The organism is Candidatus Sulfotelmatobacter sp. (assembly GCA_036500765.1).
In the GTDB taxonomy this organism is placed as follows: Bacteria; Acidobacteriota; Terriglobia; order Terriglobales; family Acidobacteriaceae; genus Sulfotelmatobacter.
In genome coordinates this window covers 169,137-185,373 of sequence record DASYBM010000016.1, presented here as the reverse complement: position 1 = coordinate 185,373, position 16,237 = coordinate 169,137, and the positions used below count along the sequence as shown (strand labels likewise).

General features: G+C 58.8%; 13 protein-coding genes. 7 read left to right on the top strand and 6 right to left on the bottom strand.

Annotated features, from left to right (window positions below):
- Nucleotides 1–92 precede the first annotated feature (92 nt).
- Entirely contained in the window at nucleotides 93–1,889 is a 1,797-nt protein-coding gene (locus tag VGM18_17885) for an OmpA family protein (GenBank protein HEY3974882.1), read from the bottom strand.
- Between the two features lie 415 nt (nucleotides 1,890–2,304).
- Here VGM18_17885 and VGM18_17880 point away from each other — a divergent pair, with 415 nt between their 5' ends.
- Complete coding sequence (locus VGM18_17880) at nucleotides 2,305–3,714, top strand: sigma-54 dependent transcriptional regulator (protein HEY3974881.1); 1,410 nt, start codon at nucleotides 2,305–2,307, stop codon at nucleotides 3,712–3,714.
- Between the two features lie 37 nt (nucleotides 3,715–3,751).
- Entirely contained in the window at nucleotides 3,752–5,650 is a 1,899-nt protein-coding gene (locus tag VGM18_17875) for an ATP-binding protein (GenBank protein ID HEY3974880.1), read from the top strand.
- A gap of 293 nt (nucleotides 5,651–5,943) precedes the next feature.
- Here VGM18_17875 and VGM18_17870 read toward each other — a convergent pair whose 3' ends face one another.
- Nucleotides 5,944–6,171: a hypothetical protein gene (locus VGM18_17870; protein ID HEY3974879.1), complete on the bottom strand. Its 228-nt coding sequence runs from the start codon at nucleotides 6,169–6,171 to the stop codon at nucleotides 5,944–5,946.
- Between the two features lie 22 nt (nucleotides 6,172–6,193).
- On the opposite strand from VGM18_17870, the gene VGM18_17865 reads away from it, so the two are divergent.
- Complete coding sequence (locus tag VGM18_17865) at nucleotides 6,194–6,424, top strand: hypothetical protein (GenBank protein HEY3974878.1); 231 nt, start codon at nucleotides 6,194–6,196, stop codon at nucleotides 6,422–6,424.
- Nucleotides 6,425–6,531: 107 nt separating this feature from the next.
- On the opposite strand, the gene VGM18_17860 is transcribed toward VGM18_17865, so the two are convergent.
- Complete coding sequence (locus tag VGM18_17860; protein HEY3974877.1) at nucleotides 6,532–7,689, bottom strand: hypothetical protein; 1,158 nt, start codon at nucleotides 7,687–7,689, stop codon at nucleotides 6,532–6,534.
- A 196-nt stretch (nucleotides 7,690–7,885) separates the two neighbouring features.
- Here VGM18_17860 and VGM18_17855 point away from each other — a divergent pair, with 196 nt between their 5' ends.
- From VGM18_17855 to VGM18_17845, 3 genes are all read left to right on the top strand, one after another.
- Entirely contained in the window at nucleotides 7,886–9,133 is a 1,248-nt protein-coding gene (locus VGM18_17855; GenBank protein HEY3974876.1) for an MFS transporter, read from the top strand.
- A 193-nt stretch (nucleotides 9,134–9,326) separates the two neighbouring features.
- Nucleotides 9,327–10,097, top strand: coding sequence for an enoyl-ACP reductase (locus tag VGM18_17850; protein ID HEY3974875.1), 771 nt, complete (start codon nucleotides 9,327–9,329; stop codon nucleotides 10,095–10,097).
- 28 nt (nucleotides 10,098–10,125) lie between these two features.
- Nucleotides 10,126–12,108, top strand: coding sequence for a S9 family peptidase (locus tag VGM18_17845; protein HEY3974874.1), 1,983 nt, complete (start codon nucleotides 10,126–10,128; stop codon nucleotides 12,106–12,108).
- A 156-nt stretch (nucleotides 12,109–12,264) separates the two neighbouring features.
- On the opposite strand, the gene tsaE is transcribed toward VGM18_17845, so the two are convergent.
- Nucleotides 12,265–12,780 carry a tRNA (adenosine(37)-N6)-threonylcarbamoyltransferase complex ATPase subunit type 1 TsaE gene (tsaE, locus tag VGM18_17840; GenBank protein HEY3974873.1) on the bottom strand — a complete coding sequence of 172 codons (516 nt, stop codon included), beginning with the start codon at nucleotides 12,778–12,780 and terminating at the stop codon, nucleotides 12,265–12,267.
- 26 nt (nucleotides 12,781–12,806) lie between these two features.
- A complete protein-coding gene (locus VGM18_17835) occupies nucleotides 12,807–13,193 on the bottom strand; it encodes a hypothetical protein (GenBank protein ID HEY3974872.1) in 387 nt (128 codons plus the stop codon).
- Nucleotides 13,194–13,425: 232 nt separating this feature from the next.
- Here VGM18_17835 and VGM18_17830 point away from each other — a divergent pair, with 232 nt between their 5' ends.
- Nucleotides 13,426–14,589 carry a Gfo/Idh/MocA family oxidoreductase gene (locus tag VGM18_17830; GenBank protein ID HEY3974871.1) on the top strand — a complete coding sequence of 388 codons (1,164 nt, stop codon included), beginning with the start codon at nucleotides 13,426–13,428 and terminating at the stop codon, nucleotides 14,587–14,589.
- 34 nt (nucleotides 14,590–14,623) lie between these two features.
- Here the strand turns inward: VGM18_17830 and VGM18_17825 are convergent, their stop codons facing one another.
- Nucleotides 14,624–16,225 (bottom strand): NAD(P)H-hydrate dehydratase, encoded by a 1,602-nt coding sequence (locus tag VGM18_17825; GenBank protein ID HEY3974870.1) that lies wholly within the window; start codon nucleotides 16,223–16,225, stop codon nucleotides 14,624–14,626.
- Nucleotides 16,226–16,237: the final 12 nt, after the last annotated feature.

Here is a 16,237-nt window from a genome sequence, read left to right as displayed (position 1 = left end):
CATTTCACGAGTCAGAAACCGCGTCTAAAAAAGCCGGAGGGCCAGTTTCGGCCCTCCGCATCAGGATTCGTTAATACTTTTCTGCTACCCGCTTATCGCTTTTTCATCGGTTTTTTCTTCGGGGCAGGCTTAGCCGCTTTCTCACTCTCGCGACCTCCAATCAAGCTCAACGCATCTGCCGCATTGAATGGAAATTGCTTGACCGATGTTTCCGACTGGCCTGGGGTATTGAGAGTAATGTCGACCCGGCGATTGCTGGCCAACTTGATGACCTGAATTCGAGCTAATGCCCGCTTGCGCTCTTCGGTTGTCAGGTCCGAGCGGCTCTCGATAGAAGTTTTCACTTCCTCTAGAGTCAGGTTTTTCTGGAAGCCGAACGCCTTGGTTTCGATATCGGCATCGGGAATGCCCTGTTCCACCAGATAGCTCTTTACGCGAGCCACGCGGCGTTCCGACAGGGCCTGGTTAAAGGCCGCGGTCCCACGGATATCCGCGTGACCCTCGAGGACGAGATGTGTGTCCGGCTTGTTCTCCAGATATTTCTTGTAGTCCACCGCCAAGGCGTCGAGGATTTTGCGTTGTGAGGGAAGAAGGCCGGCACTGGGATCCTTCGCCGGCGGCATTGCTGTCGGGAAGTAAACACTGTGCAGAGCCAACCTGGCTTCCAGCGCCTTGTCGACCGGAGGCGGCGGCGGATTCTCCAAGGTGATCTGAGTCGAAGCCTGTGCCGTCAAACCGCGCGCATCGGTGCAAGTAGCAGTGACTGTCACCGCGCCGGCGGGAAGTCCGGCAGTGCTCAGAGTCGTCGAGTTGCCGCTACCGGAGACGTTCCCGGCGCTGGATGTCCAGTTGGCTACCGAAACTTGAGCACCGTCAGGGCTGGTGCAGGTAGCCGTCAGATTCACGCTTCCCCCAGGGACCAAATCCGTCGGGCTGGCCGAGAGCGACATGGTAGGAGGATTCTTCGGCGGCAAGGGCTTGATCGTATAGTTTGCCGTGCAACTGGCTTCATTGTTCTTGTTGGCTTTCGGGTCGGTCACATGCGCGGTAAGCACGTAGCTGCCCGGAGTCGCGTTGTTCGTGTCGATGGTGGCGGCAGTGTCTTTTCCCGTCACGGCGCCACCAGTTCCGCTCCAACTGTAAGTAACCGTGTGCTTGGGATTGAAGTTGCTGGCGGTCACAGTGGCGCTGATGGGTTCCCCTACCATCACTTCGGCAGGCTGGACCGTGCAGGCGGCCGCTGGAACTGGAGGCGCTGCGCCGCCCCAACTGAGGACCACACCGGTGCGTAGTCTTACGCCTTCGAAATTAGGATGGCGGAGGTTGGGAAATGCCGGGGAGGCGAAACCGGAAAAGTTGTGCGCCGCAAAAACATAGTCCGCTCCGAACACGCGCCAGGAAAACATTTTCCCGAAAGGAATATCCATGCCGCCGCCTGCTATGGCGCCGACGCCGTTGCTCGTATTAAATCCGGCGTTATAGGTTACGCGATTGAATGTGGCCAGACCATGCAGGAAAAATGCGACGTCCTCGGTGCGCCAGATGAAGCGTGGACCCGCCCCGATTGTCCACTCCGATGAGGCCGAGCCCGTATCCCGGCTGTAGCCGGCATCGGTCTCCAGGCCCCAATGTGAATCGAAGTTGTATGTGAATGCACCACCAATTCCCTTCGCCATTCCCGGAAGCTTGAATGGCGTTGGATTATTGGGATCGGGGCCCAGCGGAACCGTGCCTCCTGGATCTGTGTACTGATAGCCCGCGAACACGTCCCACTTGGGAGTGGAATCGCTTTGGGCAACTGCGGGGGTAGAAATCGCGACGATCGCGATCAGGGCTGAGATACCGGTCAGAAACGGGCGCATCCGACGTTCAATGCTGCTGACTTTCATGAAAATTCCTCCAAGATGTATCGACTCCCGAATGCTGCACAGAAGCCTGGAAGCAAAGGTTTAGAAACCTGGGTGTAGACGAAACCTATTGCATCGGGAACCCGAGATTTTACAGCACCGCGCCAGTAAAACAAAAGCGTAGACTTGTTTTTGTGTATTTCACGGAGGCGGCTCTTACGGTAGTCGGTTGTCTCAAAGCGAAATTCGGGAGGGCTGGCCTCACCCGCAGCGGGTTCCATCCAGACCTTGCCGGACCGCAAGCTGGCCGAGTATCGTGGAAACTCGCCTCCTTGAGGGGGGCATCATTTCGGGAGTCGAATGGAATCAAGGTTTAACCCCGAGATTGGATAGATCGGATGGTCACAGTGATCGACCGCAGATATCGAGAAAGACCAGTAGTCCAGGCCGGCAACCGATGAATCACGAAAAAATATTGATCGTGGAAGATGAAGAGAACGAGCGGTCTGGGCTGGCAGAAATAGTGTCTTCATGGGGATATCGCGTGGAAACGGCCCGCGATGGCTCCGAGGGCCTGGAGAAGGCCACGCAATGGTCCCCTTCGATCGTGATTACGGATCTCAAGATGCCGCGTATGGGGGGGATCGAGTTATTGGGCCATCTCGCGGAACAGGCCACCACCATTGCGGTGATCCTGGTTACCGCGCAGGGCACAATCGACAGCGCGGTGCAGGCGATGCGCATGGGCGCCTACGACTACCTCACCAAACCGATCGACACCGATCGCTTGCGGACCATGTTGGGCAACGCCGCCGCACTGCTGGGAACCCGCGCCGAACTCGAGGCCACGCGCCGTCGTCTGCGCGACGCAGGATCCCTGGGACGTTTGAATGGCGGCTCCCGCAAGATGCAGGAGATTTTCCGGCTGATCGAGATGGTGGCGCCCAGCACGGCCTCGGTGCTCATCACGGGCGCAAGCGGAACGGGAAAAGAACTGGTAGCGCGGACCATTCACGAACTCAGCCCCCGCAAGGACCGGCCCTTCGTCGCCATCAACTGCGCCGCCATTCCCGATACGCTGATGGAAAGCGAAATCTTCGGCCATGAAAAAGGAGCATTCACGGGCGCGCTGGAGCGTCGCACGGGTTGCTTCGAGCTCGCCGAAGGCGGAACGCTTCTGCTTGACGAAATCGGCGAGATGCCCATAGCAACCCAGGCCAAGCTGCTGCGCGTCCTGGAGGACCGGAAGCTGCGCCGCCTGGGCAGTAAAGTCGAAACCTCAGTCGATGTGCGTGTGCTCGCCGCCACTAACAAGGTTCCCGACGAGGCGGTCGGACGGGGCGAGTTGCGTAGCGATCTTTATTACCGCCTCAATGTGTTCAACATCCACATGCCGCCGCTGCGCGAGCACAAAGAGGACGTCGCCGGCCTGGTACAACTCTTACTGGCCGAGATGAGCGCCAAACACTCCCGCAAAGTTGGAGCGGTCAGTGAGGCGGTTCTGAACCAGTTCAACAACTATTCATGGCCGGGCAATGTACGGGAGTTGCGCAACACGCTCGAACGCGCCGTCATCGTTTGCGATACCGGGGTGATTGAGACCAAACATTTGCCGCCCGGATTTGGACAGGCTCCGTTGCGCACTGCCGCAAACGATCCCGACGCGGTGCGACTGGGGGTGGGCACCACCGTTGAAGAAGCCGAGAAGATGCTGATCCTGAAAACGCTGGAGGCCACCAGCAACAACAAGACGCGGGCTGCGGAAATCCTCGGCATCAGTTTGAAAACGCTGCATAACAAACTGAAGGAATATGGCAGCGCCTCCGCGGAGGGAGTTCCCGGCAAGGAGGAAGTATCGAGTAGCTAGCTCCTCGTGCATTGCCTGAGCCGGCCGGTTTCTCTTCATGCTGCGACGAAAGACCATCATCGTGCTGGTCATCACTCTTATGGTGACAGTGATGGTTTCCGCTTTCTCGTACCTCTATATTTCGCAGATCTTGCGGCTGCGCATTGCCAACTCCAACGAAACCGCCGCCAATCTCACCCACCAGCTAGCGTACGCCGTGTCGAACGCCGTGCCCGACTTCAGCAGCACGACAGTCGATACCAGCAACACCGCCGCCCTGCGCCGCGCGTTCGCCGACTACGTGCAAACCGACGTGGCTTTGAACAATCTGCTTCAATCCGATCCCGGCGACTGGAGATTCATCTACGACGTGGCCATCGTCGATATCACCGGCAAGGCGCTGCTGCATACCAACGCAAATATGGTGGGCAAGGTGATTGCGCCACGTCCTGATTTTCAGAAGGTTGTAAGCGCCCATCTCCGCGAACAAATCCGCCTCGTATTCAACCCGGCCGCCGTATATGACGTGACCTACCCGCTGGAGTTGAACGGCGAGCCTTTCGGTACGATCCGAATCGGCGTACAAACCATTTTTCTCAAGAGCGAGGTTGAGGCCCGGCTGATGAAAGCGGGATACATCTCGATTGCCCTGATCTTCGGCTCTTTATTTCTGGCAGCGGGAATTTCCAACCTCGCGTTGGGCCCGCTGAAGCAAATCAACCTCAATCTCGATAGCGTGAGCGCCGGAGAGGCTAACTCACTTTCTGGCGATGAATCTCGCCACGACGAATACGGGCTCGTCTCTCTGAAAATAGCCAACCTTGGCCGCCAGATTCGCGACAGCCGCGAAATTTTTTCCGCCCTCAAGGACAACGTGGATCAGCTCATGTCGAAGCTGCAAGACGGCCTGATGCTGTTCGCGCGCGATTCGCGCGTCGTGCTGGTGAGCGCGCCGGTGGAAGCTTTTCTGGGCCGCCCCCGCGGAGAACTTCTGGGTCACACCGTCCATGAGGTGTTCGACCGCAGTTCTGCGCTGGGCCTCGCCCTGCTGGATGCTTTTGACCGCCGCAAACCGCTATCGCAACGAGAGTTCGCGGCGGCGGGCGGAAAGCGCGTCCAGGTTTCGCTGGACTTCGTGCAGGAAAAGAATTCGCAGATCGGCGCGCTCCTCATCATGCGCGACACCGAATCGGTGCGCCGCATCGGCGACGAAATCGAGATGTCGCGCCGCCTCTCCGCCAGTGGCCGCTTAACTCGGGGCGTGGCTCACGAAGTAAAAAATCCCATCAACGCCATCGTGCTCCACCTGCAACTGTTGCGCAACAAACTGGCCGAGCAGGAACCGGACACCCGGCGTCACATGGATATCATCGACAGCGAAATTCGCCGCCTTGACCGCGTGGTACAAACCCTGGTTGATTTCACCCGGCCCCGCGATCTTCGTCTGGAGGAAGTGGATCTTCGCCGCCTCATGGAGGAGGTGGCGCAGCTTGCAGCACCCGATGCTGAGCAACACGGCGTCACCATCGAACGGCATATGCCGCAACAGCGCCTGCGTGTCAAAGTCGACGTCGATCTGATGAAACAGGCCATACTCAATGTGGTCCTCAACGGGGTGCAAGCCATGCCGGATGGAGGGCTGCTGACCATTTCCGCTCGGCGCGAAAACAATGCCGTAATTGCCGAAGTGCGCGATCAGGGCGAAGGCATTCCCCCGGATCTGCACGATAAGATTTTTGAACTTTATTTCACAACCAAGAAAGACGGCAGCGGCATCGGACTGGCGCAGACCTATCAGGTTCTGCAATGGCACTATGGCTCGGTGGACTTCGAATCTGGCGCGACGGGAACGGTTTTCAGTTTCCGGATTCCGTTCGGGGGAGAACCGATCGAGGCGGGTCCGGAGTACGCCGAAGATGCGGCTCAAAATACGACAGCGACGCAGCGCGGCGATTGATTCTGACACGCCTGCGAAACGCAGCTTGTGAGATGGTGCCGCGGCACAGCGCATTAAGCGAGTAAGATTGAATTGTGCCGAAGTGAGACCAACTGGAACCTGGGAATGAATCTGCCCGCAATTCTCTTCGTCACTTTCGTCTGCGCGGCATCGGCCGCACCGCAGGCCGGCAACGCTGCTACGGGGCAAGCGGCGGCAACTCAAGGTCGGGAGGCGGCGCCATCCGTTCAGAAACCCTCCGCATCGTCGCAGTCCGCGCCCTCCGCAGCAACTGCCGCGAGGACCTCTGGAGGTCAGACGACGCCTGCCACTGCCGCCGGCAAGAGGCGACGTAGAAAAAAAGTCCCGGCCAACTGCGACAGCACTCCGGCGCCCGCCGATCCCACTCCATCCAACTCCACCGCCACGCCTGGAACCGCTACTGCCCCCAGAACTGCACCGTCAGCGAGAACGACTGCACAGACAAACTGCCCTCCGCCGAAGATAGTGGTGCGGCAGGGGGGAAGCTCAGAACCGAGCATTCAGTTGGCCGGAGGCACAGCCGTGGACCAAACCTCGCACCAGCATGATACCGACGAAATGCTGGGCGAGACCAATACCAACCTCAAGAAGATCGCCGATCGCCAACTTACACCGAGCCAGCAAGACATGCTCAGTCAAATTCGCCAGTTCATGGATCAATCGAAGACGGCTGTCGAGGCCGGGGATCTGGACCGCGCACGCACCCTGGCATGGAAAGCTGAATTGCTTTCCGAAGAACTGGTCAAACCTTAGAGTAGTTCTAAACTTCAACCTTAACCACAGGGGACACAGAGTTTCACAGAGTATATCCTCTGGGGCACTCCGTGCCCTCTGTGGTTCAGATTTCCGGCCCGCAGATCTCACTGCCCTTTGGCTCGAGCTGTATTAACTTTCGTCAGCAGATCCTGCGACATGGGCTGCAAAGGCCCCGGCATTTTTGAAACTTCGGTCAGCACCTCGCGGGCCTCGCTCAGTTTGTTCAACTTGGCATAAGCGAAGCCCAGGCCATAGAGGGCTCTCGCATACTGCTGCTGTTCCTCTCCGCCTTTAAGCAGCGTCGAAGCAGTTTTGAGTTCGGGAATCGCCGACGCCGTTTTCTCCTGCTTCAAATATGCCCACCCAATCGTACTATGTGCAGCTCCTGCCGAGGTCTTCCGGGACTGATCGGCATCCGGAGCATCCGGTTTTGCCACTTCAATCGCCTTCTGCGCATAGCTGATTGCTTTAGCTGCGCTCCCCGGCCTGGTATCGTCTGCGTAGTGACCGGCGAGGAGCAGTAGCGCCGCCAGCGAGTTGGGATTAGTCGCCAGGACTTTCTCGCCAAACGAAACCAGTCGCACCTGATCGTTCAACTGTCCTGGACCCAGCGTGTACATCGCGTAGTTGGATACCTGTTCTGAGTACTTGGAATCGGGAAACGCCGCGGTGAATTTCTCGATCTCATCCATACGGCTCTTGGCATCGGTCTCGCTGCTGATGGCGTAGAAGCCCGAACTCTCCAGAAATTCGCAGGCGCTCTTGGCAGACGACCTTTCCTCGTTGACCTTGCTGGCAAATTCCTCGTCGCTCATGCCTGCGGGTTTCGCCTGTTTGACAATCGAGAGGCAAACTTCGCCGCCTTTTGCCGCATAGTCCATCAGCTTGACGTTATTCTTGGCCTGCTGCGCCGCGCCCGCAACTGACACCAGAATATCCAGATTGTGGGGCGAGCCTGCCAGCGCCTTGTCCCCGTAATCCAGCGCCTTCGGCAGATCGCCGGTCGCCACGTAAGCCTGCTCGAGTTGCCAGTCGCCATAGGCCACCGCCGCCGGGTTCGACGCGAACTTTTGCACGAAGTCCTGATACATCGCAACTTTCTTTTGCGGATCGCCTTCGCTGGTAATGGCCTGGAGCGCCTTGTCCTCATCGGTGCCAGCTGCAATCGAGATGCTTTCGGCCTGGCCGCTGGCGTGAGGAAGAAAGACTGCGAATGCTAGAAAAATAAGAACCAACAGAATCGACCAGCTGCAGCGTTTCATAGCCCTCCTCCTATATTCGCGAGAAATCAGGACTGCAAATTCCGAGCGAATCGTAGCGCCGAACGCCGCTATACGCAAGGGCGGAGTTCACGAGCCGCATCGATCCACCACGGAGTCGCGGAGACACAGAGAAAACAAAAATCTTCTCCGTGTCTCTGTGCCTCCGTGGTGAATTCGCCTTTGCTAAAGTAGACCCATGCGTGGCATTCTCGGCCAGCGTCCGTTGCGTTTCGTCTTTGCCGCCAACCTGGTCTCCATGTTGGGCAGCGGGATGAACTCGTCCGCGGTGGCCTGGTACATTTTGCAGGCCACGCATTCCGAAACCGCCCTGGGAACGCTGGTCGTCCTGCAAACCATTCCCGCCATGCTGATGCTTCCCTTCACCGGCGTGATTATCGATCGCGAAGACCGCCGGCGCCTCGTCATGTGGCTCGACGCCGTGCGGGGCGTGATCATTCTGGCCGTAGCCATCCTCGCCTTCCGGCATCGCGTGGAAGTCTGGCAACTTTACTTAATGAACATGCTGGTGTCGGCCGGCTTCTGGATGTTCTGGCCCACCATTACCGCGCTCATTCAGGAACTCACTCCGGAAGGCGAGTTCGTTGGTTCAAACACCATCCTGATGGCCGGAGTGCAGAGCGGGTGGCTCATCGCCGGCGCTATCGTCGGCTTCATGTACAACCACGTTGGCCTCGGCGGAGTACTGCTGATTGACGTTTCTACTTATGTCGTCTCCTTCCTCTGCTACCTCGCGGTGCGCAAAGGGCGCCACGTTTTGCTGCATCCGCAAGAGTTGCGCGCCGACATCATCGCGGCGGAAAGCCAAGTGGCACGCTTCTGGCATGACCTGCGCGAAGGTCTGCACTTCCTGCGAGATCATCCCGCAGCCATCGCGCTGGGAATCAGCTGGGCCTTGTTCCTCGGCGCCATGATGAATGGAGGCATTGTGACCCCGTCTCTGAGCGAGCGCATCTTTCACGCCGGGCCTGTGGGATACGGCTGGCTCAGCGCCGGCTGGGGCACGGGAGCGTTCATCAGCGTGTTTTATACGCCGCAGGCCATTGCCCAACTCGGCGGCCGCCGAACCGTTGCGTTCTCGATGGCGTTGCTCGCCGTAGGGATGGTATGCGCTCCCGTCTCCCGTTTTTTGTTTTTGGCGATCGCCGCCTATTTTGTGATGGGCTCGGCACGCGGTACCGGCGGCGTCGCCATGAACACCAGCCTGATGGAGATGGTCCCGAAGCATCTGATGGGCCGGGTGCAGAACACTTATTACTTTGCTGGAACCATCCTGCAGATCTTCCTCGCCGTCTGCGTCGGCAGCGTCGCCCACAACATTAGCCTCGTAGCTGGGTTCGCCATACTGGCCTGCGTGTACGCGCTGTCGTTCGTAGCCGCAAGTTGGCCGGTGGGAGCGACTGTTCCCGAAGAGGTGGCACAATGAGCGGGAATCAATTCACCACGGAGGCACAGAGACGCGGAGAAATCTTTTTTCTGTCCGCAATTTCGATTACCAGTCCACCGCCGATTGCCCGCTAGGTATTTGATCTCAGCTCGGCAATAAGAGTTCTCCGTGGCGCAGTGCCTCCGTGGTTAAAAAGCAATTCTGTTATCCTTCCTCTTCCGAAGGAGCCACCATGTCCTCTGATCTTCAGGGCCGCAACGCCGTTGTTTTCGGAGTCGCCAACAAGCGCTCCATCGCGTGGTCCATCGCCCAGGGATTGCACGCCGCCGGTATGAAGCTGGCCATCACCTATCAGAACGAGCGCATGGAATTAGAGGCCAAAGACTTGATCCTGTCGCTGCCCGGAGCCGAGGCCTACAAGTGCGATGTCTCGAAAGATGAAGAAATCGAACGCCTCTTCGCCACGTTAAAAGAACGCCAGGGCAAGCTGCACACGCTGGTGCACTCCGTCGCCTACGCTCCCGCTGACGAATTGAAGGGAGACTTCATCAATACTACGCGCGAGGGCTTTCGCGTCGCGCTCGATGTGAGCGTATATTCGCTGATCGCCGTGGCCCGCGCCGCCGCGCCGCTGATGGAAGACGGCGGCTCGATCCTGACCATGACTTATTACGCCTCCGAAAAAGTTGTCCCGCGTTATAACGTGATGGCCGTCGCCAAGGCCGGTCTCGAATGCTCGGTGCGTTACCTGGCCTACGAACTGGGAAAAAAGAAAATCCGCGTGAACGCCATTTCCGCCGGCCCCATCAAAACGCTCGCCGCCCGCGGCATCGCCGGTTTCGGCGACATGCACAAAGGCCACGCCGAGCGCGCCCCCCTGGGCCGCAACGTAGAAGTGAGTGAAGTGGGATCGACAGGAGTCTTTCTCGCTTCCGACGCAAGCTCAGGCATTACCGGCGAAGTGATCTATGTAGACTGCGGCTATAACATCATGGGCTTCTGACGTTACCCGACAAGGAATGCCAGCTCAAATGAAGAAACCCAACATCGTTTCATTCCCGCTCTTCGCGTGTGCAGCTTTGCTGCTGTCCGCTGCGCCCTTCACAAACGGACAGTCCTTATCGCACGCCGCCTCCGTATTCGATTCCATGCCGCACGCGAAGCGAGTCGATCAAGTCGCGATCTCTCCTGACGGAGCTCAGGTCGCCTACATCGTCGACGGAGAACTATCGGTGATTCCCGTGAGCGCGGGCACCGCACGTCTGATCACGGTTGGGGACAAGCTCGCGCTGCGCGACGTGTCGTGGTCGCGGGATTCCAGACAGATCGCGTTCCTCGCTGATCTGACTGGCGAAATTCCTGCCGCTCAGCTTTTCACTATCTCACTGGACGGAAGTACCCCGGTGAAACGGGTTGAAATTAAAGGCTACGCTGCGACCCCGACTTTTTCTCCGGACGGCTCCAGGCTCGCGCTGCTCGTCACCGACGGCTTGCCGCGAGTTGCCGGCCCACTGCAACCGATGATCCCGTTGGCAGGCGTAATCGGCGACAAAATTTACGAACAGCGCCTTGCGACGGTTGACCTCGCGAGCAACACGATCACTTCAATCACGCCCGCCGACGTCTACATTTACGAATACGACTGGACGCCCGACAGTCAGGGCTGGGTTGCGACCGCCGCGCACGGAGCGGGCGATGCCAATTGGTACGTCGCGAAACTCTATCGCATCAACTCGCAGTCCGGAGAAATGCACGAGATCTATGCGCCCAAGTGGCAGATCGCCGAGCCTCACATTTCGCCAGACGGCAAATCAGTTGCCTTCATTGAAGGCCTCATGAGCGATGAGAGCGTTACCGGCGGCGAAGTTTACGTGGTCCCGGCAGCGGGCGGTATGGCGCGCAACCTGACTCCAGGGATTAAGAGTTCTCCTTCTTCGCTGGCCTGGACCGGTCCCGAGGAAATTACATTCGCTCAAAGCGTGGATGGCAAGTCTGGATTTTCCACCATTAAAGTCTCGACCGGCGCCGTGAAGCCAGTATGGGCAGGCGAAGAGTATGTGGGTACGACGCCGACTCCCAGCGGTTCGTTTTCTCGCGAAGGCTCGGTGTCGGCCGTGGTCCGCCAGTCAGCCAGTATGCCGCCTGAAGTTTGGGCTGGCCAGATCGGCAACTGGAAGCAGGTAACCACGATTAACGACGGCGTGAAACCCGTGTGGGGCGAGATGCGCAATGTCCATTGGACCAACGGCGCGACCAAGCTCGAAGGTTGGTTGATGCTACCGAAAGACTTCATGCCCGGCAAAAAATATCCGCTCGTAGTGAACGTTCATGGCGGGCCGTCCGGGGCCTGCGGCTCGTATTGGGATACGAGAATAATGGGCTTCGAATCGGCGATGGGTTACTTCGCATTGTGCCCCAATCCGCGGGGCAGTTACGGGCAGGGCGAAGCCTTCACGCGCGGCAACATTAAAGATTTTGGCGGCGGCGATTTTCGCGACATCATGGCCGGCGTGGACGCGATCGCGAGACAATATCCCATCGACACGCGCCGCCTTGGCATTCGCGGACACAGCTACGGTGGATACATGACCATGTGGGCCGAGACCCAAACCCAACTCTTCGCCGCCGCCGTCGCGGGCGCGGGCCTGTCCGATTGGCTTAGCTATTATGGGCTAAACGACATCGATGAATGGATGATTCCATTCTTCGGTGCTTCGGTTTATGACGATCCCGCCGTGTACGCCAAGAGCGATCCGATGCACTTCATCAAAGCTGTGAAGACGCCGACCCTCATATTGGTCGGCGACCGCGATGGCGAAGTTCCCATGGAACAATCGGTGGAGTGGTGGCACGCGCTCAAGACTATGAAGGTGCCGACTCAACTCGTCGTCTACGCCAACGAAGGACACATGTTCATAAAGCCCGCCGACGCCCGCGACTACACCGTCCGGACGCTGGAGTGTTCGAGGAATGGTTCGGGAAAGTCCCGGCGAAATAACGACGCATTGATTTAAGACGAGCTGATAAGATGGAGAGCAGATGAAGAATTCGCGTCTCATCTTCACGATTTTCGCCGCCGCCATCTTGTTCTCAATGATGCGCGAGTGGAGCGCGCCGGTCGCCTGTGCGCGGTCAATTCTAGCGTCAATGGGAGTGACTGAAGCACAACGCTAACCGCCGATTCTGATCCGTCTCCCGCTCTCGCCCTCCCGCTCCAACTCAATCTCCAGATCCCAACGCAGCCGCGGAAATTTCTCTCCCCACTCGATGAGCAGAATGCTGTTCTCCGCAAGCATATCATCCAGACCGAGCGTTTCGAGTTCACGCGGCGTGTCGATTCGGTAGAGATCGATGTGATAGAGATTGGCTTGCGGGCCGCGATACTCGTGCACCAGCGTGAATGTAGGACTGGTGACGTCTTCCTCCGCGGCGGCCTCGAACGCGGCCGCGATTCCTTTGACCAGCGTGGTCTTGCCCGCGCCGAGATTGCCGCGCAGGAGCACCATCTTCGGGGGCGCGAGCAGATCGGCTAGCGTGCGGCCGAAGGCGATGGTCTCTTCGGGTGAGTGCGTGATTATTTCGCGGAGTGTGTCTTTTACTTTCGCCTGGCCCGGCACACCTCCAGTATAGGCGAGCGGGATCGGGCGAGTTGCACTTGCCGGACAGCCGGGGGCGGCTCTCCCCACATTTACTTCCGTCTGCTAAGGACGTCTCAGTACGTAGAGAAGGCGCTGGTCTTCATGCCGAGAAGCTTGCGGTCGACCACATGATCGAGCGAGGTCCGCAGGCGGCGATGGTCGTCGTCTTCGAGCGCAACGAAACGAAACGGTTGCAGCACGCTGTCGTTCATTTTCCGCGTCGGCGTGAGGACTTCGGCCATGCCGTGCACCGGGCCGGCCTGCGTCTGAAACGCGACTTCGACGAATTCGCCTTGTCCCAGGCAATCGGACATCTGGAGCAAGCCGCCCGTCGCAGAAATGGATTGGAGTTTGGCTTTCGTGCGCCGGCCGTCTTCTAACCGGATCGCAGCCAGGACGGAATCTCCGAGCTGGACCCGGGCCGCGCGCCGCGAGGGATGGGGTTGGGGGAAGTGAGTCATAGGCTGACAGCACTATGGCACTAGCCCCTGTTAAGTAATAGGTTACGGGAGGGCCTCGTCCGGATTCCTGCGTCGGAAGCGGCAAGTGGACGCGCCGTCGACCTGTTCTTTGAAGCAGTTAGCAACGCGTTAACCACCTGATTAATGTCCGACTGGCCCGACTGTAGCAGGATTTCCCGCGCCCACATGAACGCGCCGTTTATTATCTCTCTGTATTCTGGAAAGGATCTTCATGATTAGGATCATCATGAGTGGTGTGAGCGCTCTAGCGTCGTTGTCGATATTATTCGCCGCCACTCTCGCTGGCGGTCAAGGGGCGCCCGCGTATTCTCCGCTGCGAGTCGGCATCGTCGGCCTGGTGCACGGGCACGTCCACGGATTTCTCGGCCAGTCGTTGCACAGTCCGGAGATTGAAATCGTCGGCGTCGCCGAACCAAACGCCAGCCTTCTATCGCAAGCCGCGACCCGCTACGGCTTCGATCACTCCATTCTCTTCACCGACCTGGAAGAGATGTTGCAGAAAACCCATCCGCAGGCCGTACTCGCCTACACCAATACCTACGATCATCGCCGTGTGGTCGAAATCTGCGCCCGGCACGGCGTTCACGTGCTCATGGAAAAACCGCTCGCGGTTAGTCTCGACGACGCGCTGGCCATCGAGAAAGCGGCTCACGCCGGCAAAGTTCACGTGCTGGTTAACTACGAAACTTCCTGGTACCGCAGCAATCACGCCGCATACGATCTTGTGCATGAAGGCGCTCTCGGCGATGTCCGCAAGGTGGTGATTCACGATGGCCACAACGGCCCGAAAGAAATCGGCGTTGAGCCCGAATTTCTCGCCTGGCTTACCGATCCCCAACTCAACGGCGGCGGCGCACTGTTCGACTTCGGATGCTACGGCGCCGATCTGATGACCTGGCTCATGGACGGCCAGCGCCCGCAAACCGTCACTGCCGTCACGCAACAGATCAAACCGGAAATTTATTCTCGCGTGGATGACGAAGCGACGATCGTTTTGACTTACCCGAAAGCGCAAGCCATCGTGCAAGCCTCATGGAACTGGCCCTTCGGCCGCAAAGACATGGAAGTGTATGGCCAAACCGGATACGTGATCACGGTGGAAGGCAACGACATCCGCGTGCGGCGTAGCGGGGATAGACAGGAAGAACAACTCGTCGCCAAACCCGTGCCCGCTCCCTATGGCAATTCGCTCTCATATTTTCGCGCTGTAGTTCTTGATGGAGCGAAGGAAGACGGGCTGTCGTCGCTGTCTACGAATGTGACGGTTACGGAAATCCTCGAAGCCGCCCGCCTTTCGTCAGCGACGGGAAAAGCAGTGCGACTGCCGGAGCGTATGTTGTACAGCGGTCCGCCACGCTTTTCGGTCGCTCCTTAAAAGCCTTTTGGCAGCCGATTTTGTCGCGGGCGACTCAGCCCTCCCAGCACGCAAACTTCTCTTGCGCCGTTCGCTGCGCGCGCCGGAACGCCTCGGGCAGTCCATGCAATAAATCCGTCGCGACCATGGAATGCTCTCCTACACTCTCACGCATCACGTCGCCCGCCAGCCCGTGCAAATGCACGGCCGCACATACCGCGAGCATCGCGTACTTTGGGTTCTGTGCGATCTTTGCTTGGCCAATTCCAGCTTGCGCGATCATGGCCGCAACCATCCCGGTAAGAATGTCGCCCGTGCCGCCGGTCGACATTCCCGGATTGCCAGTCGTGTTCACCCAAGCCTCGCCGCTGGGCTCAACCACTAGCGTTCGATTACCCTTGAGCACGACGATTAGTTCGTGTTCACGGGCAAACTTTCGCGCCACGCCCAGACGGTCTTTCTGCACCTTAGCGGTGGTGCATCCCGCCAGCCGCGCCATTTCCCCCGGATGCGGAGTAATCACTAGCAGCCGTCCTTTGCCGTTCAATTCATCGGCGAGGTTTTCAAATGCGTTCAATCCGTCCGCATCCAGAACGATGGGAACCTGGCTCGATCTCACCAAACTACGAACCAACTCAGAAGTCTCGATGTGTCGCGAAATGCCCGGCCCTATTGCCAAAACGCTCATGCCCTTAGCAAGTTCATCCAGTCGCGCCGCAGCCGCTGCCGAAATCGTTCCTGCGCGCGTTTCCGCCAGAGGCTCGGTCATCAGTTCCGGATGAAATCCAGCGACCGTGGCTAGCACCGACTCCGCAGTCGCAACCGTCGCCAACCCAGCTCCGGCGCGCAGCGCCGACATACCGGCCATGGCCACCGACCCTGCCTTCCCAAGCGATCCGCCGAATACCAGCACGTGCCCATAGAGACCTTTGTTCGAATCCGCCGGACGCGGCCCAATCATTGGCGCGAAATCACGGGCTGTAATCACATTGAGTGCCAGCCCCGAAACGATCGCTTCTTCAGGCGATCCGATGTCCGCCACGCAGGTCGGCCCCTCGGTCAGCCCGCCAAAAACATGCGCCGGACGTGCTGCGGTGAAGGTGATAACTGAATCCGCCCGCGCGATGATTCCCTGCTGCTGTGGACCCATCGCATCCGCATCGGCGCCGGAAGGAATATCGACCGCAACCACTGGCCCCTGACTCGCATTCAGAATCGCAATGGCATCGGCATAGAGTCCACTGACCGGCGGCTTGAACCCAGTCCCGAGGATCGCGTCCAGGTATAAGTCAGCGGGAAGAGAGAGCCGCACGCGGTCGCTCTTCAGATCATCGCTGGAGTAGACGCGGACCACTGGAATCGGCAGCCTGGCGAACATCGCCGCGGCATCGCCTCGCAACTCTGCGGGATCGGCCAGCAGAATGACTTGCACCGCCTTCCCCGCTTCATGCAACCGCCGCGCCGCCACGAATCCGTCGCCGCCGTTGTTGCCCTTGCCGGAAAAGACAACAATTTTCTCTGCGGCGGCGTAACCCGCCAGCACATGCTCCGCTACCGCCGATCCCGCATTCTCCATCAGCGTGAGCGAGGGCACGCCGAAGCGCTCGCTGGTAGCGCGGTCGATGGCACGCATTTCTGCCGCAGTGACGATTTTCATGGTGCGGTCGTT